Source organism: Ornithinibacillus bavariensis, assembly GCF_050433565.1.
Lineage (GTDB): Bacteria > Bacillota > Bacilli > Bacillales > Amphibacillaceae > Ornithinibacillus > Ornithinibacillus bavariensis.
Window position 1 is genome coordinate 212,289 of record NZ_JBNPWZ010000005.1, and the last position, 21,303, is coordinate 233,591.

General features: G+C 33.7%; 22 protein-coding genes and 1 pseudogene. 4 read left to right on the top strand and 19 right to left on the bottom strand.

The genetic code is table 11. From position 1 onward, the window contains the following. Window positions 1–114: 114 nt before the first annotated feature. From HNR27_RS11245 to HNR27_RS11255, 3 genes are all read left to right on the top strand, one after another. Window positions 115–1,644, top strand: a complete 1,530-nt coding sequence (locus tag HNR27_RS11245; RefSeq protein WP_429339790.1) for an FAD-dependent oxidoreductase — start codon at window positions 115–117, stop codon at window positions 1,642–1,644. Between the two features lie 258 nt (window positions 1,645–1,902). Then, window positions 1,903–2,547 carry a uridine kinase family protein gene (locus tag HNR27_RS11250; RefSeq protein ID WP_212919799.1) on the top strand — a complete coding sequence of 215 codons (645 nt, stop codon included), beginning with the start codon at window positions 1,903–1,905 and terminating at the stop codon, window positions 2,545–2,547. Window positions 2,548–3,088: 541 nt separating this feature from the next. Then, window positions 3,089–4,072, top strand: coding sequence for a phosphotransferase enzyme family protein (locus HNR27_RS11255; protein ID WP_212919798.1), 984 nt, complete (start codon window positions 3,089–3,091; stop codon window positions 4,070–4,072). A 331-nt stretch (window positions 4,073–4,403) separates the two neighbouring features. Here HNR27_RS11255 and HNR27_RS11260 read toward each other — a convergent pair whose 3' ends face one another. The 4 genes from HNR27_RS11260 to HNR27_RS11275 form a co-directional block, all read right to left on the bottom strand. Next, entirely contained in the window at window positions 4,404–4,862 is a 459-nt protein-coding gene (locus tag HNR27_RS11260; RefSeq protein ID WP_429339791.1) for a hypothetical protein, read from the bottom strand. Window positions 4,863–5,138: 276 nt separating this feature from the next. Continuing rightward, complete coding sequence (modB, locus tag HNR27_RS11265) at window positions 5,139–5,822, bottom strand: molybdate ABC transporter permease subunit (protein WP_429339792.1); 684 nt, start codon at window positions 5,820–5,822, stop codon at window positions 5,139–5,141. Next, window positions 5,803–6,597 (bottom strand): molybdate ABC transporter substrate-binding protein, encoded by a 795-nt coding sequence (gene modA / locus HNR27_RS11270; RefSeq protein ID WP_429339793.1) that lies wholly within the window; start codon window positions 6,595–6,597, stop codon window positions 5,803–5,805. The genes modB and modA overlap by 20 nt, the downstream gene beginning before the upstream one ends. An 84-nt stretch (window positions 6,598–6,681) precedes the next feature. Next, window positions 6,682–7,560 carry a LysR family transcriptional regulator gene (locus HNR27_RS11275; RefSeq protein WP_429339794.1) on the bottom strand — a complete coding sequence of 293 codons (879 nt, stop codon included), beginning with the start codon at window positions 7,558–7,560 and terminating at the stop codon, window positions 6,682–6,684. 110 nt (window positions 7,561–7,670) lie between these two features. On the opposite strand from HNR27_RS11275, the gene HNR27_RS11280 reads away from it, so the two are divergent. Then, a complete protein-coding gene (locus HNR27_RS11280) occupies window positions 7,671–8,585 on the top strand; it encodes a citrate/2-methylcitrate synthase (RefSeq protein ID WP_429339795.1) in 915 nt (304 codons plus the stop codon). Window positions 8,586–8,856: 271 nt separating this feature from the next. On the opposite strand, the gene HNR27_RS11285 is transcribed toward HNR27_RS11280, so the two are convergent. The 15 genes and pseudogenes from HNR27_RS11285 to HNR27_RS11355 all read right to left on the bottom strand — a co-directional run. Further along, window positions 8,857–9,243, bottom strand: a complete 387-nt coding sequence (locus tag HNR27_RS11285; RefSeq protein ID WP_429339796.1) for a DUF302 domain-containing protein — start codon at window positions 9,241–9,243, stop codon at window positions 8,857–8,859. Between the two features lie 27 nt (window positions 9,244–9,270). After that, window positions 9,271–9,567 carry a rhodanese-like domain-containing protein gene (locus tag HNR27_RS11290; protein ID WP_429339797.1) on the bottom strand — a complete coding sequence of 99 codons (297 nt, stop codon included), beginning with the start codon at window positions 9,565–9,567 and terminating at the stop codon, window positions 9,271–9,273. Window positions 9,568–9,669: 102 nt separating this feature from the next. Continuing rightward, window positions 9,670–9,930 carry a metal-sensitive transcriptional regulator gene (locus HNR27_RS11295; protein ID WP_429339798.1) on the bottom strand — a complete coding sequence of 87 codons (261 nt, stop codon included), beginning with the start codon at window positions 9,928–9,930 and terminating at the stop codon, window positions 9,670–9,672. A gap of 716 nt (window positions 9,931–10,646) precedes the next feature. Beyond that, window positions 10,647–11,426 (bottom strand): sulfite exporter TauE/SafE family protein, encoded by a 780-nt coding sequence (locus tag HNR27_RS11300; RefSeq protein ID WP_429339799.1) that lies wholly within the window; start codon window positions 11,424–11,426, stop codon window positions 10,647–10,649. Window positions 11,427–11,489: 63 nt separating this feature from the next. Further along, window positions 11,490–11,717: a sulfurtransferase TusA family protein gene (locus tag HNR27_RS11305; protein WP_429339800.1), complete on the bottom strand. Its 228-nt coding sequence runs from the start codon at window positions 11,715–11,717 to the stop codon at window positions 11,490–11,492. Between the two features lie 187 nt (window positions 11,718–11,904). Further along, on the bottom strand, window positions 11,905–13,032 hold the full coding sequence (locus HNR27_RS11310; protein ID WP_429339801.1) for an MBL fold metallo-hydrolase: 1,128 nt from the start codon (window positions 13,030–13,032) through the stop codon (window positions 11,905–11,907). A gap of 81 nt (window positions 13,033–13,113) precedes the next feature. Beyond that, entirely contained in the window at window positions 13,114–13,509 is a 396-nt protein-coding gene (locus HNR27_RS11315) for a DsrE/DsrF/DrsH-like family protein (RefSeq protein ID WP_429339802.1), read from the bottom strand. Window positions 13,510–13,521: 12 nt separating this feature from the next. After that, window positions 13,522–14,073 carry a sulfurtransferase TusA family protein gene (locus HNR27_RS11320; protein ID WP_429339803.1) on the bottom strand — a complete coding sequence of 184 codons (552 nt, stop codon included), beginning with the start codon at window positions 14,071–14,073 and terminating at the stop codon, window positions 13,522–13,524. A 1,132-nt stretch (window positions 14,074–15,205) separates the two neighbouring features. Next, entirely contained in the window at window positions 15,206–15,673 is a 468-nt protein-coding gene (locus HNR27_RS11325) for a GNAT family N-acetyltransferase (RefSeq protein ID WP_429339804.1), read from the bottom strand. A gap of 71 nt (window positions 15,674–15,744) precedes the next feature. Next, complete coding sequence (locus HNR27_RS11330; protein WP_429339805.1) at window positions 15,745–16,029, bottom strand: hypothetical protein; 285 nt, start codon at window positions 16,027–16,029, stop codon at window positions 15,745–15,747. A gap of 125 nt (window positions 16,030–16,154) precedes the next feature. Then, window positions 16,155–16,706, bottom strand: a complete 552-nt coding sequence (gene lepB / locus HNR27_RS11335; RefSeq protein ID WP_429339806.1) for a signal peptidase I — start codon at window positions 16,704–16,706, stop codon at window positions 16,155–16,157. 311 nt (window positions 16,707–17,017) lie between these two features. Beyond that, window positions 17,018–17,248 carry a hypothetical protein gene (locus HNR27_RS11340; protein ID WP_429339807.1) on the bottom strand — a complete coding sequence of 77 codons (231 nt, stop codon included), beginning with the start codon at window positions 17,246–17,248 and terminating at the stop codon, window positions 17,018–17,020. Window positions 17,249–17,638: 390 nt separating this feature from the next. Continuing rightward, a complete protein-coding gene (locus HNR27_RS11345; protein WP_429339808.1) occupies window positions 17,639–18,904 on the bottom strand; it encodes an MDR family MFS transporter in 1,266 nt (421 codons plus the stop codon). A 715-nt stretch (window positions 18,905–19,619) separates the two neighbouring features. Then, window positions 19,620–20,387 (bottom strand): methyltransferase domain-containing protein, encoded by a 768-nt coding sequence (locus tag HNR27_RS11350; protein ID WP_429339809.1) that lies wholly within the window; start codon window positions 20,385–20,387, stop codon window positions 19,620–19,622. An 815-nt stretch (window positions 20,388–21,202) separates the two neighbouring features. Then, window positions 21,203–21,303, bottom strand: a pseudogene (locus tag HNR27_RS11355) (IS200/IS605 family transposase); the annotation flags it as partial.

The following is a 21,303-nucleotide window of genomic DNA, read 5'->3' on the forward strand; positions in this document are numbered from 1 at the left end:
TAATTCTCCTGAGATTTATCAATGAAATGTCAATAAATACTAGAACTATTGGAAATACTGAAAATGACATTGGAAAGCAGCATAATGACATTCATGGATTAGGAGTGAAGAAAAATGGCTCAATCAAAAGAATTGCCACAATATCCAGAGCCTTATTGGCGTGACGGCATAGATTTTCCGCATTTTTCCAAGCTAGATGAAGATATTCAAGTTGATGTGGGGATAGTTGGAGGCGGTATTGTAGGCATAACCGCAGCGTATTTACTTTCTAAACAGAATAAAAAGGTAGCATTAATTGATGCTGGAGTTATTCTTAATGGTACTACGGGACATACTACTGCAAAAATAACGGCTCAACATGATTTAATCTATGATGAACTGATTCAGCATTTCGGAAAAGAAAAAGCGAAATTGTATTATGAAGCACAAATGGCAGCAAAGAGCTTTATAGAAAACACGATAAATGACCTTGAAATTGATTGTGATTATGAGAAACAGGATGCAATTGTTTTTACTAATTCGAATGATTACATAATGCAATTAGAAAATGAAAAAAAAGCCTATGATGAATTAGGGATTGAAGGAGAAATAACAGATAATATACCTTTAGAAGTTCCATACAAAAAGGCCTTAATTATGAAAGACCAGGCTCAATATCATCCACTCAAATATTTAACTACTTTAGTAGAGGAAAGCGTCAAGAACGGTGTGCAATTTTATGAAAATACAACGGCGGTGGATATTGAGTATAACAAACACCCTGCTATCATTACGAGAGATGGTAAACGAATTGTAAGTAAGTACGTTCTAGTTGCTTCACACTATCCTTTCTATGATGGATTAGGCTTTTATCCGACAAGAATGTATGCGGAGAGAGCCTATGTGTTAGCTATAAAGTCCAAGAAAAAATATCCAGGTGGAATGTACATTACTGCAGAGCAACCAACTCGTTCCATTCGTTCTGTAAAAATAAACGGTGAAGAGGTATGGTTAGTTATTGGTGATAACCATAAAACTGGTCAGGGAAAATCGACTATTGAGCACTATGAAGCATTACGTGATTATGCCGAAAACAATATAGGGATTGAAGAAATAGTATATCGCTGGTCAACCCAGGATTTAACAACTTTAGATAAGGTACCTTATATCGGAAGTATCACATCAGAACAAGATAATATTTATGTAGCAACAGGATTCCGTAAATGGGGGATGACAAACGGTACCATTGCTGCCAAAATGTTTTCTGAGAAAATAATGGGTCAAGATAATCCTTATGGAGAGCTTTTTACACCTGCACGTTTTCAACCAGATCCATCTCTGCGTAAATTTGCATCGATCAATGCAGATGTCGCAAAGCATTTAATTAAAGGTAAACTAGAATTTACCGAAAATAATATAAGAGATTTATCAGCAGATGAAGCAACCATTACACGTATCAATGGTAAACGAGCTGGTGTCTATAAGGATAAGGATAATAAAGTATATGCTCTAGATACGACCTGCACCCATATGGGCTGCGAGGTAGAATGGAATTCTGGTGAAAGAACTTGGGACTGCCCTTGTCATGGGTCAAGATTTTCGTATACTGGTGAAGTGGTAGAAGGACCGGCAAAGAGACCTCTCGAGCAAATTAATATAGACTAAGAAAAACGGAAGCATGCAGAGTTTTAATATTCTTATCGAACTCTGCATGTTATTTTTATGTAGTGAAAATAATTAGAATTATATGCTACAATAAGAAAACTACTGTAACGCTTCAATGGAAATGATGTTCTTATTTACTTACATACGAATCGTAGGTTTTGTTATTATATTTAACTATAATGGCATAACTGTTAAGTCGTTAATAGGTTAGGTAAAGGGATATCGAAGAAAATAATAAATGGTACAATGGAGGAATTTATGGAGAGGCTAATAAAAGAGATAGTAGATAAAGTGGATAATACTAGTCATAGAATCATGATTGGTATATCTGGTCATGGTGCATCCGGAAAAACAACCTTCGCAAAAAAGCTTATCGAAGTATTTGGGGAAAATAATGTAAATTACCTTAACACAGACCCATACATTATTGATTCAGCTGTTAGGAAAAATACCTTAATAGATTATGAATATAATAATCAAAGGTATCGCTATAAAATGACTGCATGTCATCCAGCTGCCCATCATTTACTGTCCTTAGAAAGGGATGTGATGATGTTGAAGGAAGGAATGGATTTATATACGATAGGAACTCATTGGAGCGCGAGTACGTTACTTACGTCTAAGAAAAAAGTAACTATTGTAGAAGGAATGAGTGTTGCTTTCATAAAACCTAGTATATTTGATATCACTATATATTTTTATACGGATAGTCATACGGAATATGAGCGAAGAAGTGTTCGCGATATAAAATACAGGGGAATGGATATAAATTATTTAAAACAATCTCATAATGAGCGCAGAAATCAATATGATGTATTTATGCATCCTTTCCACGAAAATTTCGATGTTGTTGTGAAGACAGCGAATGGTGAGGTAATTGTAGAAAAAATGATATTAGTGTAAAGAAATCACTGGAATAATATTGATACATAACGTTTCTTTATATTCTACAAGAGTTGTATACATAGAGTACTGTCTAATTTTTATTAAAATTATAAATTTTACTGGATATGCTATTGAATTATGAATTGTTTAAATGGTATAATATTCCTATAATTTGTGAAGGGAGTGAGATTAAGCAATGACTAATTTAATGAAGATAACCTTGGAAATTAATTGTATTGCCTCTCACTCATACGGAAGAATCTATTTTAATTTTTGATTTATAAATAATTAGTTTATGGCAATGGCAGCATCCGCTTTTTGCAACAGAACGTATCAGCCACAGGGTTATATTATTTACCCTGTGGCTTTTTTATTATTTAAATTCCTATGAGCAAGAGACTCTCATAAAAAAATTTCCAGTTATTCTTCTAAAATTTATAACTGGAGGGAAGTATGCTATTTCAGACAAAGTAAGTTAGTAGTTACAAAATTATTAGCTGGTAACAAAGATCACATCGAACGTTGATTATTAAAAAAGCAAATAGGGAGTTGTCTGTTTATGTTGAAATTAAAATATCTCTTTAATAATGTGGATTTAGCCGAAATGCTGTTAAGAAACTGGGAATATGATAATCAGTCTCTTGATATGTTTAAGTACTACAGAATATCGTCAAATGCTATTTATCCTTTTCAGGTCCATGGCAAGACGCAGCTTTTAAGATTTTCTCCAAAAACAGAGAAAAACGGAGATAATATTTTAGCAGAACTCGATTTTATTACTTATCTACGTTCCAAACAATATGGAGTTTTGGAAACGGTTGTATCCAAAAATGGGAAGGAGCTTGTCGAAACACGAACACCATGGGGCGAATATTATGCCTCTGTATTTAAACGTGTAGCAGGGAAGCAACTCAATTTAACGGACTTAAGCGAGGATATTATTTTCTGCTATGGAAAAGCTTTAGGGAAGCTTCATCAATTATCTAGTGAGTATAATCCCAGTAAATACAAACGATGGTCATACAATGATGTGTTAAATTGGATTTATACTATTCTAGTTGATTTTCCAAATGAAGAATCGGCTTTGAGGGAAACTAAGCTATTACAAGATTATTTTGCTGATATTCCAATGACAAAAAAGACCTTTGGATTGATTCATTATGACTTTGAATATGACAATGTATTCTATGATGAGAATACTAAATCTTGTAATATTATTGATTTTGATGATTCGATGTATCACTGGTATGTAATGGATATTGAGCAATCACTTACTAGTTTACAAGATTGTGTACATCCAGAAATGTATCAGCAGAAAAAACAATACTTTTTGGATGGATATCGTACTGAGTTCGAGATCTCTGATGATATGATGTCACTAATACCTGCTTGCAGACGATTTGCTAATTTGTACGGATATGCTCGAGTAAAAATATCCGTACAAGATCAGTGGGACAATGAGCCAGAATGGTTAAAAGACTTACGAAAGAATTTATCAGAGGCGATGAAAGAGGATGCGTTGTGCTTTGGAATGGCAATGTAGTATTGAGGGATCTTTTGTCGTGTAGTAGTTATACTACAATTAATGCTTAAATAGCTATTAATGAAACATTGAAAAAAGCCTTATTTCCTGGTTTAAATGGAAAATTAAGGCTTTTTTTCTATTTTTGGAGAATAAGTCCATCAACCGACTTATATTCTATTGGAATCTCTTAGAAGGAACAGATAATGACATGATAAGCGAAAGTGCCGTTTATTAAATTCTTATCAGGTAAGTATCCATCTGAAGCACTAGCGGTCTTAGTTAAAAGAACAAAAAATATTGTTACATGAAAAAATGAAAAGTCTGTTTTGAGATAGAATTAATTAATATTTTATGCCTTACTTACAATTGTTCCATCTTCTTTGGTCAGGTAATGAACCACGGCGAAATCGTTAACTGTTGCACCAAAATGAGAATACATTACAGTATGTTTAGGGTTTAGATATGCCTCTTTTCGCTCTTCAAAGAAGTCTTTATCATACCATTCAACGCCAAATCGAACAGTATTGCCCTTGTACGATGCTATCGACCAGTCCCATGGATTTCTACTATTCAATTCAAATCGACGATCTGACTCCTTCAAGTGGGCAATGCATACGTCTAGGTCCTCCTTTGAATGGAGTTGAACCTCAACCTGTGACCAGGCATAAACTTTCTTGCCTTGTGCTTGTCGACGTCCTGACTCTGCACCGGGTGTAACTACGGTCCAACCATCTTCTGTAACATAAGGTTGGAAAACGTCTTGTTGACCGATTCCCATGATATCCTCAGATTGGTTTATGTCTCTCATAATATTCCTCCCTAATTGACTCCATAAAATTTCATTATAATTTATTTCTATAAACGAAAAAATATTCCAGTAAAATGCGATTACTAAAATAAAACTATTTGAATAATATGAAACCAATTGTACCAGCACCCTCTATAACTAATTCAGTGAGGCTATAATGAATTGCCTCACTGGCCGTTAATGAAACATTGTAAAAAGCCTTATTTCCCAGTTTCTATGGAAAATAAGGCTATTTTCTTCTATTTTTGAGAAATAGTTCATTAGCAGACTTAATTTCTATTGGAATTGCCTAGAACGAACAAATAATAGCATGACGAACGATATTACCATAATTGATATTACCCAAGCCCAAGCAAGATTTGTATTACCTGAATCCATTGCAATATAAATTGCTGTCGGAACAGTCTGTGTCTTACCAGGGATATTGCCAGCAAACATTAACGTTGCTCCGAATTCTCCTAAAGCACGAGCAAAGCTTAAGATACATCCCGAAATTAGTACCCTGGAAGCAAGAGGAATAGATATAAAGAGAAACACTCTCCATTCATTTGCTCCATCCAGCCTTGCAGCAGCTTCAATATCATTATTTACGCTTTGGAATGCTGCCTTTGCAGACTGATACATCAATGGAAACGCAACTATTGCAGAAGCAATGACTGCAGCCCACCATGTAAAGATTACCGGTTGATTAAAAATCCATTCTATTATTCTACCCATCAAACTGTTTCTACCAAAGACTACAACAAGTAAAAATCCGACAACAGTAGGGGGGAGAACAATAGGGAGCATAATGATAGTTTCTAAAATGGACATTCCCTTAATTTTTTTTCGACTAAAATATTTCCCTATCAATGTACCTAACACTATAACGATAATGCCAGAAACAGTTGAAATTTTTAATGACTGCCAGATAGGACTCCAAAATTCATCGGTTAACAAGCTACTGTGTAATAAATCCATATTCCTCAAAGACCTCAATTGCTTCTATACTTTGTAAATAGTTTAAAAATTGTTTGGCAGCTTCATAGTTTTGGGAATGCTTAACAATTCCTACAGGATACTCAATAGGAATGTGGGTAGTTGAATCAATTGTATCAATGATTGCAATTTTGTCAGAAATAAGTGCATCTGTTTTATAGACTATACCTGCTTCCACATTAGCTGTCTCTACATATGATAATACTTGGCGGACATCTTTAGCAAATACTAGTTTAGGCTCTAAATCGTTCCACAAGCCACTTTTTTCAAGGGCTTCCTTAGCATATTTCCCAGCTGGAACCGTCTCTGGAGTACCGATAGAAATATGATCAATTTCCTTATGTACTAAATCAGTTAAGCTTTTAATCGGATATGCATTTTCTTTTGGCGTGATTACTACAAGTTCGTTGAATAAGAGAGTAGTACCGTCATCCGGTGCAATTATGCCTTCGGTGATGAGTTTTTGAAACTTATCGTTAGCTGCCGAGAAAAATAGATCAACGGGAGCACCTTGCGATATTTGCTGTTGAAGGGAACCTGAACTTCCATAATTAAATTTTAATTTAACGTGTGGGTTGTCTGCTTCATACTTCTTCTGGATAATTTCTAAGGACTCCCTAAGACTAACAGCCGCTGAAATAGTTAATTCAATAGATGTGTCATTGGCTAGAGAGATGTTAGATTGTTTATTTGAAGTACAGCCAGCTATGATGAAAAGCATTAAAACTATACCTATATAACGAGAATATTTTTGCATGAACACACCTCATCTGAAATCTATCATTTTAGTTATTTTTAGTTTACTATAATTGTGAAAATTTATCTTGATTGTACAAGATAACTAGCTAAAGTGGAAGGAAGCGATAAAATTCATTAGCTCCGGATCAAATTGATGGTTGTTTTTATATAAAAAATACATGCCAGCTCGAGGCGTTTCAATAAAGTGAACAGGTATTTCTAATAATCTACCTTCAATTATCTCCTTATTAATACTTGATAGAGGGAGAAAGCTAACCCCCATACCTTCCAGTACAAATCGTTTTGTAACGTACGTTTGATTGACTTTCATCATTCGAAGGGAGGGAATCTTTATAAGGAGTTGTTCTTTTAGCTTTCCCCAGTAGTAAGGATGGTTATCGGTAAACAATATATGTTCTTCTAATATTCCCAAGCCATCTAAAATAGGGCCAGATTCAGCATCGTACCCGTCATGACGCATTACTAAAACAACATTTTCCTCATGAAATTGAATTGTTTTAATAAGACTAGACCCTGGTAGGCTTGATAGCCCTACATCAACATCACCATTTTCTATTTGCTGTGAAATTAGCCTTGATTCCATCACTTGAATAGTAAATTCAACATTCGGGTGTGTGGCCATATATTTATGCAAAATAGTAGGTAAAATTGTATCGGCAAGTAATGGTGAAATAGCAATTCGAAGTAGCTTATGATACCCTTGTTTAAATTGATTCATTCTGTGAAGACTTTTTTCAAATTGCGAGATAATCTCTGAAGCCTCGTGATAAAACATTCTACCAAACTCCGTTAAAACAATATTTCTACCATCTTTATGAAATAATTGTCCACCCAATTCTTTCTCTAACTGCTTTATTTGGAAGGTAATTGCTGGCTGTGTTAAATATAATTTTTCAGCCACCTGACGATAATTTTCATATTCTGCTGCAAGGATAAATGTTTTTAGATTCTTAATATCCATCTAGCACCTCAATTAATAAGAATTATTTATTATTATATTAAAAAATATTAAATTTTAATAATGTTTTTACTTTATTATAATGTAAGCAAAGGGAAGAGGGAGTGGTCAAAATGTTTCAACCAGGACTAAAAAATGTTACAGCAGTACAAACAAAGCTGAGTAACATTGATGGAGACCAAGGTCGATTAAGCTATCGTGGTAAGGAAGTTCAACAATTAGTAGAAGGTTACTCTTTTGAGGAAGTTGCATATTTTCTTTTATACGAGGAATTTCCTGACCCAATTACAAAAGAGGAGTTTGAATCAAAATTAAAGGATTATCGCTCTCTTCCAGATTATATGGAGAGAATCCTTCTTGAACTACCGATTGATATGGAAATCATGGATGTACTGAGAACACTTATTTCGTCTCATCACATAAAGCATGATGTTGAAATAGAAGAATCTGCGTTAAGGCTAATTGCAGTTATTCCTACAATTATATCCTACCAGTATCGTAGAATGAACCATCTACCATTTTTGAAACCTGATAAATCATTAAATCATGTGGAGAATTTTATTTATATGCTAAATGAAGAGACAAACCATATTCACGCAAAAATACTAGAAACTTACCTAATATTGACAATGGAACACGGTTTAAATGCATCTACATTTGCAGCAAGGGTGACAATTTCAACAGAAAGTGATTTAGTATCCGCAATTACTAGTGCAATTGGAACCATGAAAGGCCCATTACATGGCGGCGCACCATCTGGAGTGATTGAACTATTGGAAGAAATTGAAACAAAAGATAATATATGTGAAATAATTCACAAAAAATTAAGAAACAAAGAGCGAATTATGGGATTTGGTCACAGAGTATATAAAACAATCGATCCACGAGCTGAAGCATTAAATATTAATCCAATGTTATTTACAGCGATTTTTAGCTCAAGTAGAATAGTTGGTTGGTGTGCACATGCAATCGAACAAATGAGTAATAATACTATTTTTAGACCAAATGCTATGTATATAGGAAAATAATAATTTCAGCGCTATAAAATTAAAAATATTTTATAGCGTTTTTTGTTTCCGTCTCAATATCAGGAGTAAACTTTAATTATGAGATTAATAATATTGATTCCATTGTAAGTTCCTATAAGATATATTATGTAAACTAGTGAAAAGAAATAAAAATAATGCGTTTACTATACTCCCCAACTATTACTGCCAAAAAATATAATGACTAACAACAAAGTGATCTCTTGTTATTAGTCATTACATAATTACACAGTACACAGTATTCCGTTATTTATTACTTACTCTTATCGATACAAGCTATTAATCTATTCTCAATATCGGTGGCAACATCCTGTAAAGACTCATCCTCTATCATTAGAATGAGGCTACTTGGTTTTGGCATTCCAATTTTTGTTTTTCCTTGTTTATCTTCATATACTACGATTTTGCAAGGAAGAAAATATCCAATAAGTTGGTTTGCTGATAAAACATTTTGTGCTTCTTGAGGATTACATACCTCAAGTACAGTAAAAGGACTTTCTAAATTAAACCCCTTATTCTTCAATGTTTCTTGCACATTAAACTGCCATTGCACACCAAACTTCTCTTCTTTTAAATTCTTTTCCGGTGATTGGATTGCTTCATCAATTGATTTTGCTGTTTCAACAGTATAATGAAACATACTATTCATCTCCTTAGTCTTCGCTGTTCATTCGGTTTTACCACTCCAGCTATTCATTCCGCCAACCATGTCCTCTACCTTGTATCCTAATGCTTCAAGAATTCCACAAGCTGCCTTACTACGGTTACCAGATTGGCAAGTAATAATATATGTTTTATCCTTATCTAATTCATTCTTACGTAGGGCAAGTTGTCCTAATGGAATATGCTTAGCACCAGGGATTTTACCTGTAGCAACCTCCAAATCTTCTCTAACGTCTATAATATTTAGTTTTTCACCTGATGTTAATTTTTGTTCTAATTCTTTTGCTGTAATTTCTTTCATTATGATTTCCTCCAATAAAGCTTTTTAAATTACCCATAGGGGTATAATTTCAATCAAAAAGAAAAGTTCATCAACTCTTCCTTTGCAACTGAATTGCTGAACTTATCTACTTTTCACTAATAAATCTACTGCTTCTTTTACTAATGCCTGCGTGTTTTCACCATTTTCTATATTTTTTCGAACACATTCTTCTAAATTCATACTTACAATTAAACCAATGGTACGATCAATTGCACTTCGTGATGCAGATAACTGAGTAACGACATCTTTACAGTCTTGGTTTTTCTCAATCATACTTAAAACGCCTTTGATTTGACCTTCAATTCGTTTTAATCGATTGACTACCGCTATATCATATTCCATTCTTTATCACTCCTTTTCTGCACGGACAGTTACTTATATAATAACTAGCAACTTGATATCCCTTGCTCCTTAAATATCTTAATCCTAAATTAAGCTCTAGGCGATCATTTGCAATCACATTGATTTTGATTAGAGTCATTATTATAGTCTCTTATATCTAAAAGAACCGTGCATATCTTATCATGACCGGACATTTTACAAGGAATACCTAGTATAGGAAAATATCTTCTATATAACATTATACATAAAAGTGAGCCAGCAATTAAAATAAAATAGGTAGCCCTGTGTTCCACCTATTATTTAAGAATATACTCATTATATACCCTTGTGGGTATGTTGGTCAAGAATGTAATAGGTATAAATCCCCTTCTTCCAGTTACTAAATCAGTAACTATTCATAAAGATTAATACAAAGATAAGATCCAGAGATACTAATTATATTGGTACTACCTTAGGTTTTTAAGTGCTATAACCATATTATAGATTCGTTGTCCAGAACGACTATGAATCATAACTCTTAACGAATCCACTTAAATGGTACGGTAAGGAACAGTTAGAAAGCGACAAGGGATCCTTTTCAAACAAAATAACTATAACATTTTCATCAAGTCTCCCAATTCTTGTAATAACAGATGCTCTACCTACTACACCATCAATCACTAAAAACACTTCGTGATCTGTTGAATTCCTTATTTATAAATACTGTTTCTATTCAACTACATTAAAATATTTAACCATATCTTCACTGCAGTTCCAGCAATCATAAGAGCTAAAATAATTTGTAAGATTCGAGTATTCATTTTCTTACCAGTTTTTGCTCCAAGTGGTGCTGCTAGTAAACTTGCTACAATCATAATTAGTGCTGGCCAGTAATCTACTTGACCGGTAACGAGTTTACCAATACTACCCCCGATAGACGATATAAATGTTACTGCTAAGCTTGTAGCAATCGTCATTCGTGTTGGTATGTGTAGAACAGTTAACATGATTGGCGTAAGTAAGAATCCACCTGCGGCTCCTACTATTCCAGATGTCATTCCAACAATTAATGCTAAAATAACTGCAAGTGGCTTATTAAAAGTCACCTCATCAAGTGTCACCTCATCTACTTGCTTTTTGGGGACAAACATCATCACTGTAGCAACTGCAGCAAGAATACCATATACGACATTCACTGATTGTTCGGATAAGTAGCTAGATCCGTAACTACCAATTAAGCTACCTATTAGGATAGATCCTCCCATATAGATGATGAGTTGTTTGTTTAGGTATCCACTTTTACGATAAGTCAATACTCCGGCAAAGGAAGCAAATAGTACTTGTACAGCAGTTATTCCTGAAACTTCATGTGCTGTAAATGCCACTAGACCGAATAATGGTGGAATATATAATAGTATTGGATAATTAATAATCGACCCGCCAATACCTAGGATGCCAGATAAAAAAGAACCAATAAATCCAATTGCAAATATGACGATGATAAATGTTATATCCATGAACATTCCTTCTTTCTAATTTATAAAAGCGAGTAGTGATTGCTACTCGCTATTTGGTTTTCATTATGCTTTTTGTATATAGAAATATAAAACATCATCTTCTACTTTTTGTTCTAATACTGTGTGACCACCTGATTTTGCCCATGCAGGGATATCGTTAAGTGCTCCTTTGTCTGTTGCAACAACTTCAAGCACTTCACCAGAATTTAACGTATCAATCTCTTTTTTAGTTTTAACAATAGGCATCGGACATGCTAGTCCTTTCGCATCTAATGTTTTTGAAATGTTCATATGAAAAACTCCTTTGTATGTTGTTTTTGTAGGTTGATGTGTAGATCTTTAGATTATTGGCGGATCTTTAAACTACAACCGAATACTCAAGCTTATCGTTCGTTTTTTTTTGAAAGTTTCAATCGAAAATCTAGGATTTTCATTCGTTTTTTTAAACTTAACGGTATTCTTACAACTTAATAAAATATTAACGTACCGCACAGCGGTTTGGACCAATTTCCATTTCTGTTTGTTCGTCATTATCAAGTATGATTTTACCCATGTTTACTTGGCGAATTTGTTGATAAGCATTTGGTTGTGGTGGTAGGTTATCTGTAACCGTACGTCGGAATTCAGCTTCGTTTTCGATGTTTAGACCATGGTTTTCTTTAAATAAATCACCTAGTCTTCGTGCCACAGTTCCATCTTCATTTAATTCATCGATAATCATGAAGTGAGCAGGTAAAACTACTAAATCCTCTGCTAGTTCTCGGTAACGTATATATAATGTTTCACGTAAATCGCCTACCCAGTCTTCAGCAAGTCCTGCCAAGTCTGGACGACCGATAGAGTCAATAAATAGAATATCTCCTGTTAAAAGATAGTGATTGTTAATAACAAATGATGTTGAACCAATCGTATGACCTGGTGAGTATAGTGCATTTACATTAATTTGAGATGCGCCAATTTTCACGTTAAATCCATTTGTTAGCGGTGCATAATCAAACACTACTTCTGTTGCATCCTTTGGTGGAAGATAGTAAGTTGCGCCTGTTTCATTTGCAATGTGACGTCCACCTGAAATATGATCAGCGTGTAAGTGTGTATCAAATACATGCTTGATTTCTACACCTTTTGCTTTTGCAAAGTTTGTGAATACATCGGTGAAACGTACTGCGTCAATAATTGCAGCTTCCCCTTTAGAGATTACCATATAAGATAGGCATCCTTTACCTAGACGAACGAATTGGTAAAGCTCCCCACCATTTTCTAAATCAGCTACTTTAATTGGTTCTAGATAGCTGCTCCATGATTTCATCCCACCTTCAAGGTAGGCTACCTCACGTCCAGCTTCTGAAAGCATTTCCGCTACCATGACAGAAGATCCCTCTTTTGCACATACTACTAGTACATCTTTATCAGTTGGAAGCCTAGTTAGAATATCTTCCACCCCATCTAACAAATCAAAGTAAGGAATATTTAAATACTCAAATTTGTGTCCATCAATTTTCCAATCTTCAAATGCATCAGTATTTCGTACGTCTAAAATAAATAGTTCTTCATTATCGATAACTTTTCGAGCAACTTGTACTGCTGTCCACTTGTTTACTGCCATTTTTAAAATTACCCCCCAAGGTATATGTGAGTCGGTTTTTATGCAGTGGAGAACTCTCCACTGCATAAAGTTTTTCATAAATTAGAAAGTTAATGTTGGAGTTGCGTCTTTGGCGAATTCTAGGAATGTAACAGCTCCACCAACTCCGATTCCATCAACGAAGTCTTCCTTTGTAAGACCCATAACATCCATGGTCATTTGACAAGCAATAAATTTAACTCCAAGTTCTTGAGCCATTTCCACTAGTTGTGGAATGGAAGGAATGTTTGCTTTCTCAAATCCTTCAGCGAAATTTTCTTTTCCAGCAGGCATTTCTAAATTGTGCATAGCTTGCTTGTGAATTAAGTTAAGTCCTTCAAACGTGAAGAAGATTTGTACCTCTTTTTCTGAAGCTGCCGCAGCAGTTGCGATATTAAATACTTTGTATGCATCAAACAATCCACCATTTGCTGCAATAATAGCTACCTTCTCTGACATAAAAAATTCCTCCTATGTATCTTTTGTTATTTTACCGTTCCATTCATTCATACCTGGTAGAACATTATAAACTTTTGTAAAGTCATTATTAGCTAATAGTTGTGCTGCCAAGTCAGAGCGTTTCCCTGTTCGGCAAATTACATAAATTTCTTGTTCTTTATCCAATTCACCTAGGCGAGTTTCTAGTTCTCCCATTGGAATAGATTTGGCACCTTCAATATGACCAAATACATATTCTGCTGCTTCACGTACGTCTAAAATTAATCCGTTCCGTGATTCAATCTCATGAAGTGAAACAGTGTGCTCGAATGTTTTTTCTACTTCAGGTTCATTAGAACCTTTGCGAATATAGTGGTAAAGCACATCACCTTCTTCCACTGTTCCTAAATATTGATGTCCGACAGAACTTGCCCAAGCTGCTAAATCTGCCTTAGATCCTTTATCAGTTGCCTGAACTTCTAATACTTGACCTTCTTCAAGATCGGTAATTGCTTTTTTAGTTTTCACAATTGGCATAGGACATGCTAAGCCTTTGGCATCTAACTGCATATTAGCTTGAATCATTCCGTTCACTCCTTGTTTATTAGTTTCTTTTAAATATCTATACATATACTGGTATGGGTATAGATATTTGTAATAAAATAGTCGTCTCTCTATAACGACTTTTCTTTGATGCCTTTTCAGATTTCCACTAATTTTGCAAATGAAAATCAATTACAGGACTTATAATATACCCCGCGGGGTAAAATGTCAACTCATTAATCTTTTATTTTAGTTAGACGCATTTTCCTTAAGTTCGGTCGCACTTTAAACTTGTTTCAATAGGTATCAGAAATTCACGCAATCCACTCTCGGTAGTTCTTCCCCTCTGGCAATTTAAGCCAAAACGTATGAATATTTATTTCCATCTAAACTAACACCTAGCTTACCATGATGACGTTCAATAATTTCTTTTGATATTGCTACCCTAACCCTGAGCAACCTAAATCTCATGACCTTAAATGATCAAATCGATAAAAACGATCAAGTATCCTTTCTTGTTCTGGTTTTCCAGGTCTTGTTATAGACAGGTTATATGTGGATTTTTTCCAGCTTTCCTTTTATAGTAATTGAGTCTACCCCTATATAATAATGGATAGCAGTATCTAATAAATTACGAATCAGTTCTGTTATAGCACCACTATTTATCATTTCTATACTAGAAGATACATCAACAGATACTTTCATATTTGTTTTAAGGTCCAACGATACATTTCTACATTTTGGTTCACCAATATTTTCATATCATTAGGAGCTTTTTGTGTAAAGCTTTGATTGGATTTATATTCCCATTCTTTTAATTGCTCCTTTTGTTCTACCAAATAAATAAGTCAGTTCAATTCCTCATACAAGGATTGATACAGAGCCCTATCTCCTTGCAAAAACTCCATTTTGTAATGCTCGTAAGTACCCGTATAGGAGCTACCGGAGTTCGAAATTCATGGGGTTTGACTCACCAAATCATTAAAGTGACATATTAGTAACCCAGTCTATACTAGCCTGCCCTGTTAACACAAGATTTTTATTATAAAATTTTAACTTAGTTTTCCGAACTTACTCTTAAAAATATATAGATCATTAATTGATAATCCCTATTCTAAACTATTGCATTCGTTTAGACCAATAAAATTCAAATGATATGTACTTCAAAGTATTGTTATAACAATTTGGAAAAAGTGGGTTCATCGAAGGTCATTGTATTGTCTTCTGAAAACCCAAATTTCAAATAAAATAATCTTCCTGCTTCATTTTCAGGATGAACGGTTAAATTCAGACGGTTACAAGAAGGATTGCTATTTTTAATATGTCTAATTAATTCATTTAATGCCTTTCTGCCCAATCCTCTTCTTTGAAATCTTTTATCTATGAAAAAGTGAAACAGCCAATAATCATCTTTACTATCTGGTGTATAATGCAGATTGAAAAAGCCTACCATCTTATTTTGATTGTATATTCCATATGGCTCTACCATCTTTCCTCCTGGTTTTATATATGCTTTAGCAAGAGCAATAGCAACAGGAGGATTAACAGATGCAACAAACCTTTGTTGTTCATCGTGTACGGATAGTTCAAGTGCTTCTCTCCAATTATCTGAAGTTATTAATCTAATACATATTTCCGACATAGTACACCTCATTTTAAAAAACTGTTGTCTTCACATACCCTGTTTTTATAAGTTCTTCTAATCTATCTTGATTACTTATCCATAGAAAAACCTATTATTATCCCTAAAGGAATGGAAATCCAAGTAATTATAAGTGAAATAACAAAATAGGGTATTATATCCTTAAAAAACTGAATCAAAACGAATATTGCACCAATCCCCCAGATAACAAGAATTATGAAAAACTCTGGTGCAACATATGTTTTGTCTGTGTAATTTTCAGAAATGGCTCCGCCCGCAAAAAACATAGATATCATAAGAGCAATAGAACCACTTATTAACAGGTTACCCAGTGCTATTATCTTTCGTTTACTCATGATTTTCCCTCCCTTCGCTTCGCAAGGATACTGCTCTTTGATTCAACAAGTCATTGCCCTTTTCATACTAAAGTTCTCATTCGTAAAAAATAAGGGGTATAATAATCTTTCATGTAAGTTTAACTCTACTTACTAATAATCTTTATTTCTTTAAGAGGATAATAGACAATATTTGTTGTTCCTATTACCTTTTCCATTGGAATAGCCCCCAGGTGACGACTATCTGTACTATCTCTTCTATTATCACCCATAACGAACAAATGACCTTCTGGAACTACATCATCGCCAATTGGAGTTTCGCGTAATGTAAATGAACCGGTTAGAGGTCCATCCTCTACTTTTCGTTTGAGTTCGTCTAAATACGGTTCATCGTAAGGTGTTCCATTTATATACAATGTATCATCTTTATACTCAATGCGGTCTCCTGGTAATCCAATCACACGTTTTATGTAATCTTCACTTTCTGATTTATGGAATACGACGATATCAAATCTTTCAGGTTCACCTATTTTTGTTACAATCATTCGTTCTTTATCTTGCAAAGTAGGTTCCATTGAATAGCCTTGAACTACAACAGGAGTAAATAAAAAGGTACGGATTATCAAGGCTATAATAATTGCTATAAACAGTGCCTTAATCCATTCCCATAGCACATCTTTGCCTTTTGTATTCTCCATTCCCACTCAACCTCTCTTTATCCAATTTTCATCTGTAACCCTTCAATAGTAGTAATCTAAAATGTTTAAATTTTATATGGTGTCAAATAAATAATATAGTTAAATTAGAAATCAACTTATAGGAGGGAATTCATTTTAAAAACCATTGTTTTACTTTCACTATCCTGCCCAGATCGTATTATAAGGGTAACCAGAATTTACTGGTTGAACATACTTTAATTGAAGAACCCCTAATCCCATAATACCATAATATTCAAAAAACTTTAACAAAGAAAAAGACGACCCTCTTTACAGTTGGATCTTTTAAACAGTTATCCAAAGTAATTATGAAACCACCAAACAATAAGAATCATACTCACTATTCCCCAAGCTGTAGTACTCACCATCCACCAAATAATGGATTTAGCTTTTGCTGAACTTTCCTCGTCTTCCATACTTGCTGTTATAAAAGCGAGCTTATTTTCCATTCCTTTTTTCATTGAAGTGAAAAAAATAAATCCGATTATTATGAAACCAATGGTAATCCAAAGTAATAAGTCCACCTGCTATACCTCCCTTTTTTGTTAACAAATTTCATTTCAATCTTCTTTATACAATTATCTAGTCGTTAGTTAAAGTACTTTTCTTCAAATTCTATCTATACCTTATCATAAAATTTAATTTATTCAGAGTAATCTTGGGGAATTTATTATCAATTGGTGTAATAAATGTTTCTCCACATTCCATTTATCTCAATAACTGTTATACTACAGGTGTGAAGAACTGCTTTTTTAGCATCTACTCCTGAAAAACTTCATGTGCTCTTTTATTTCATTGTTTGCGTATTCTTTGCAATTAACCTCTTTTAAATCACTATTTGATTTAGCAGGATCCTTCTCTGTACTAATTCATTAATTTAGTCGTTTTATATTCCGAATAAGTACAATTCAAAATTAAAAATCCCTATTTTTATTGTTTGCAGTATAGTTCTCTGGCAAAATCTTAAACACAAAAACATAAATAATTGCACTAATCAAAGCACATACCATAATAAATCCAAATATTAAAACTGGCGATAAAGAAGCAGATAGAACGACGGTTAAAGGGGCAATTAATCGACCTAGAGAATACTGAAGATCAGCTGCTCCCATATACTGTCCTCTTGCATTTTTAGGTGCATATTTACTGACAAAATTTTGCACGACTGGACCATGTATTATCTCTCCAATTGTCAATATAACTGTAATACCAAATAGTAACCAAGCACTTGTTGTAAATCCCACTAAAAACATGCCTATTCCAGATAAACAAGCTGAAAGTATAAGTGAATTTCGATCGCTCCAGCTATCCAGCATTTTGGTTACTGGAATAACACATAAAACAAATAAAAGCCCATTCAATCCTATCATCCACCCAAATACTTCCTCACTACTTAGTGCGACTGACCATTCCCCAATTGAAAACAGTTCTTGAGCCGGTACAAAGTTTCTAACATATACAGCTAAATAAAGATCTAATTGCATAATTGAAACGCTTATGAAGATACCACCAAGTATATAAAAAAAGAACACCCTATCTTTAAGAATTTCGCAATAATTGACAAATTGTTGCTTTACAAGCAATAGCAACGTCTTACTTTCTTCATCCTCTTCCTCGTGCTCTGGCATTGTTTCCCTAATAATGTATAATATTGCAATAGAATAAAGTAATGTAACCACTGTACAAGCCCATAAAAGCTCACTACGATATTGGAAAAATAAAACCGCACCTATAATTGGACCAAGAATTGCACCAAGATTATTAGCCGATGCAAAGGTTGCAAACACACTTCGCCTTTCTTCATCTGGTACAAGATCGGCTACCATCGCAGTACTAGCTGGTCTATAGAATGATTTCCCAAGGCTAATTCCAATGAAAGCTACATAATCGAACCAAGGTGAAAAAGAAAGTGCAAATAAGGCAAAAAATGTTGCTTGCATAAATGCACCAATTACCATGATCTTACGTCTTCCGAATTGATCAGTTATATAACCGCCAATCATGCCCCCAAATATACTAATTATAGAGGGTGCAGTCATTATAATACCTGCTTCAACCACGCCCAATTCATCACTAAAGTAAATCGTAAGAAACGGAAAATACATCCAAAATAACATGTTAAATAACGTTTCTCCAATAAGTCTAGTTTTTAAATTAATATCCCATGAAAGCCATTTCATGCTATCTTTCCCCTCTTACTTGAGATTCCTGGCCAGGTATAATTAACAATAAAATATTTTTTTCGGAAAATATAGACTTATATTTAAAAATCATTTATACTAATATTATAAAAGTTAGCTAATAGGCATCTTTAATTTAAATGTTATTTGAATAGAACATATGATCTCGAAGCAATTAATTATAAAGTAAAGCCCCTCTTCCCACTTATGGTTGAGGAGCTTTTTGTTTTGTTTTGGTATGATATCAAAGTTTATGATTTTTTGTTTAACAAATGATAGTTTACCCTGCAAGTCTTTCTATTCATTAAAGGTAATTTAAACTATATTCTAGATCTAATTTTAACAATTTTTTTAAAAATTTATTACACCTTTTAGGATTAACTAAAACCAGATTGATACAATGATAAAGCTTTGACGTTTCTACCAAGCAGGTATCTTTCTTTTCGTACAGATATTTACTCCTTTATATCTGTACAATCTTGTTCTTTAATCCTTTCTCTTATAACTTTAACAGTATTCTTTGTGCAAAGGAAAACCTCTCCACTGTATGGGCGGTTAATTGAACTATCGTATCATTTTTCTGCTAATTGCTTTATTTTGTCTTGTGTAAAGCCATTTGGTTTTATAGAATAATTCATACATCTCTTATTATTCATTAAGAATTGATAAAAAGCTAACCCGTTTTGATCTTTTTTCAAAACGGGTTTAAATTATTTTATAAAATTGGTTTGTTATTACATGCAACTATTATAAATCGATGCTCATAGTTTAAAACGTAGCCATTTAATGTTAACTCATTATAAGCATCCAGTAGTTGTTCAAAGTTATCATTTACATTAAACCCTGGAAATTCCCACTCAATAACTTTTGCATAGTAAATTAGCGCTTCCATGTTAAAAAACTTTTGGTAAGGAAAGTATTCATTAGCGAATATAATCTCAAAATCACTTTCCTCTAAATCATGTTGTGTATTTTTCAAATTTAATTTCCTAAATCTTGGTTGAAAGTCTGGAATAAGCATATTTGATAAACGGTTTCCATTCTCTCCGCCAACCTGTTGAGTAATGAATACGCCGTTTGGTCTCAATACTCTTTTTACTTCATTAATATTAAATGATTCATGTCTATTAATAATAATATCAAAACGATTATCATCGTAATCAATTATGTCATCGTCATCAATTGGAGCCAAATTTATCCCCAAAGGAACTAATTTTCTCTTTAAAAGTTCAATATTTGGTTGCCAACCTTCTGTTACCGATGTTTTTTCATAAGGATGATTTAAGGACAGAAGGAACTCTCCACCTCCTGTACCCATATCCAGTAGTTCTAAATCTGAAGACAAATACTTATTTATGATTCTAGCATAATCCCATGGCAGAGTTTCATTTTCCCAACCGTCCTTTATATGAGAAAAGTCCCAGCCTTTAAATTTCACTTTTTCATATTTTATCCATTCTTTTTTTAACGCATTGATATTCATAATAACTATTCCTCCACTTTTTTATTTACAATGTGGACGATACAGTTAACTGATAGATGTTTAGGTTAAGCTCGATACAGACTCCATCAGATTTACTAACTGTATCGAGTAATTAATTCGTTTCATTTTAGAGAGATCTCTCCTTATAGAATACTTCATCAAATTAATTGAAATTGTAAAATTACAAATTTCTTTAGTTATTTTAGAAATATCAAACTATTATATATATATATATATATTAACATACCTTGTTACAAGAATACAGTTAGTGAGTACTTTTTCACACTCTATCCTAACAACACTCTGATTACTCATACTTAACCCTCCTAGTAACAGAATAATAAAATTTTCACAATAGAATTATTTCCCCCTTGGATATATTGTCTCCAAGGGGTTTCGAAAAGGATAATCAATTATATTTTTAAAAGGATGTAATGAATCAGACCTTATGATTCAATAAAAAGTTCCAGCTTGTACTTTCATTTCTTTACAAAATAATGGCGGCCAAGCTTCTATGTTCACCTTGTTTAACTCATCTCCCCGTTAGTATTTTCCTATTTCCGTCAATAGCTATTCTTGGCAAAGTCCGACGATACCATCTAGAGCAATTCCAAGTATCATCTTTGAGCCATACTTTCAAACAAAACACTATGATTGTGTCACTGCAATAATAATTAAAAACCAATAGTAATGGTCCAATTGAGGAATAATTATCCGCCCGTAAAACGGGCGGTTTTAGTTTCGCCCTATAAGGGCACTTTACCAACGTGGCCCCTAAAGGGGCTTTTTGAATTGACCGTCAACCGTTTATCTTCCTATATTTCTTTAAATGGATCGACGTATTCTCGTTTACTCATATTGTCTCGCAAACGATCCTCTGATTCTTGCTCTCGAATGTATTTAGCTATTGTTTTTT

What these genes read in the sequence shown, in the direction of transcription:
- HNR27_RS11250 (WP_212919799.1), top strand. Translation starts at nt 1,903, where the DNA reads ATGGAGAGGCTAATAAAAGAGATAGTAGATAAAGTGGATAATACTAGT.
- modA (WP_429339793.1), bottom strand. Translation starts at nt 6,597, where the DNA reads ATGCAAAAATATTCTCGTTATATAGGTATAGTTTTAATGCTTTTCATC.
- HNR27_RS11255 (WP_212919798.1), top strand. Translation starts at nt 3,089, where the DNA reads ATGTTGAAATTAAAATATCTCTTTAATAATGTGGATTTAGCCGAAATG.
- HNR27_RS11275 (WP_429339794.1), bottom strand. Translation starts at nt 7,560, where the DNA reads ATGGATATTAAGAATCTAAAAACATTTATCCTTGCAGCAGAATATGAA.
- HNR27_RS11320 (WP_429339803.1), bottom strand. Translation starts at nt 14,073, where the DNA reads ATGATTCAAGCTAATATGCAGTTAGATGCCAAAGGCTTAGCATGTCCT.
- HNR27_RS11280 (WP_429339795.1), top strand. Translation starts at nt 7,671, where the DNA reads ATGTTTCAACCAGGACTAAAAAATGTTACAGCAGTACAAACAAAGCTG.
- HNR27_RS11245 (WP_429339790.1), top strand. Translation starts at nt 115, where the DNA reads ATGGCTCAATCAAAAGAATTGCCACAATATCCAGAGCCTTATTGGCGT.
- HNR27_RS11325 (WP_429339804.1), bottom strand. Translation starts at nt 15,673, where the DNA reads ATGTCGGAAATATGTATTAGATTAATAACTTCAGATAATTGGAGAGAA.
- HNR27_RS11305 (WP_429339800.1), bottom strand. Translation starts at nt 11,717, where the DNA reads ATGAACATTTCAAAAACATTAGATGCGAAAGGACTAGCATGTCCGATG.
- HNR27_RS11345 (WP_429339808.1), bottom strand. Translation starts at nt 18,904, where the DNA reads ATGAAATGGCTTTCATGGGATATTAATTTAAAAACTAGACTTATTGGA.
- HNR27_RS11315 (WP_429339802.1), bottom strand. Translation starts at nt 13,509, where the DNA reads ATGTCAGAGAAGGTAGCTATTATTGCAGCAAATGGTGGATTGTTTGAT.
- HNR27_RS11260 (WP_429339791.1), bottom strand. Translation starts at nt 4,862, where the DNA reads ATGAGAGACATAAACCAATCTGAGGATATCATGGGAATCGGTCAACAA.
- HNR27_RS11330 (WP_429339805.1), bottom strand. Translation starts at nt 16,029, where the DNA reads ATGAGTAAACGAAAGATAATAGCACTGGGTAACCTGTTAATAAGTGGT.
- HNR27_RS11295 (WP_429339798.1), bottom strand. Translation starts at nt 9,930, where the DNA reads ATGGAATATGATATAGCGGTAGTCAATCGATTAAAACGAATTGAAGGT.
- HNR27_RS11300 (WP_429339799.1), bottom strand. Translation starts at nt 11,426, where the DNA reads ATGGATATAACATTTATCATCGTCATATTTGCAATTGGATTTATTGGT.
- HNR27_RS11310 (WP_429339801.1), bottom strand. Translation starts at nt 13,032, where the DNA reads ATGGCAGTAAACAAGTGGACAGCAGTACAAGTTGCTCGAAAAGTTATC.
- HNR27_RS11290 (WP_429339797.1), bottom strand. Translation starts at nt 9,567, where the DNA reads ATGAAAGAAATTACAGCAAAAGAATTAGAACAAAAATTAACATCAGGT.
- HNR27_RS11350 (WP_429339809.1), bottom strand. Translation starts at nt 20,387, where the DNA reads ATGAATATCAATGCGTTAAAAAAAGAATGGATAAAATATGAAAAAGTG.
- modB (WP_429339792.1), bottom strand. Translation starts at nt 5,822, where the DNA reads ATGGATTTATTACACAGTAGCTTGTTAACCGATGAATTTTGGAGTCCT.
- lepB (WP_429339806.1), bottom strand. Translation starts at nt 16,706, where the DNA reads ATGGAGAATACAAAAGGCAAAGATGTGCTATGGGAATGGATTAAGGCA.
- HNR27_RS11285 (WP_429339796.1), bottom strand. Translation starts at nt 9,243, where the DNA reads ATGTTTCATTATACTGTTGAAACAGCAAAATCAATTGATGAAGCAATC.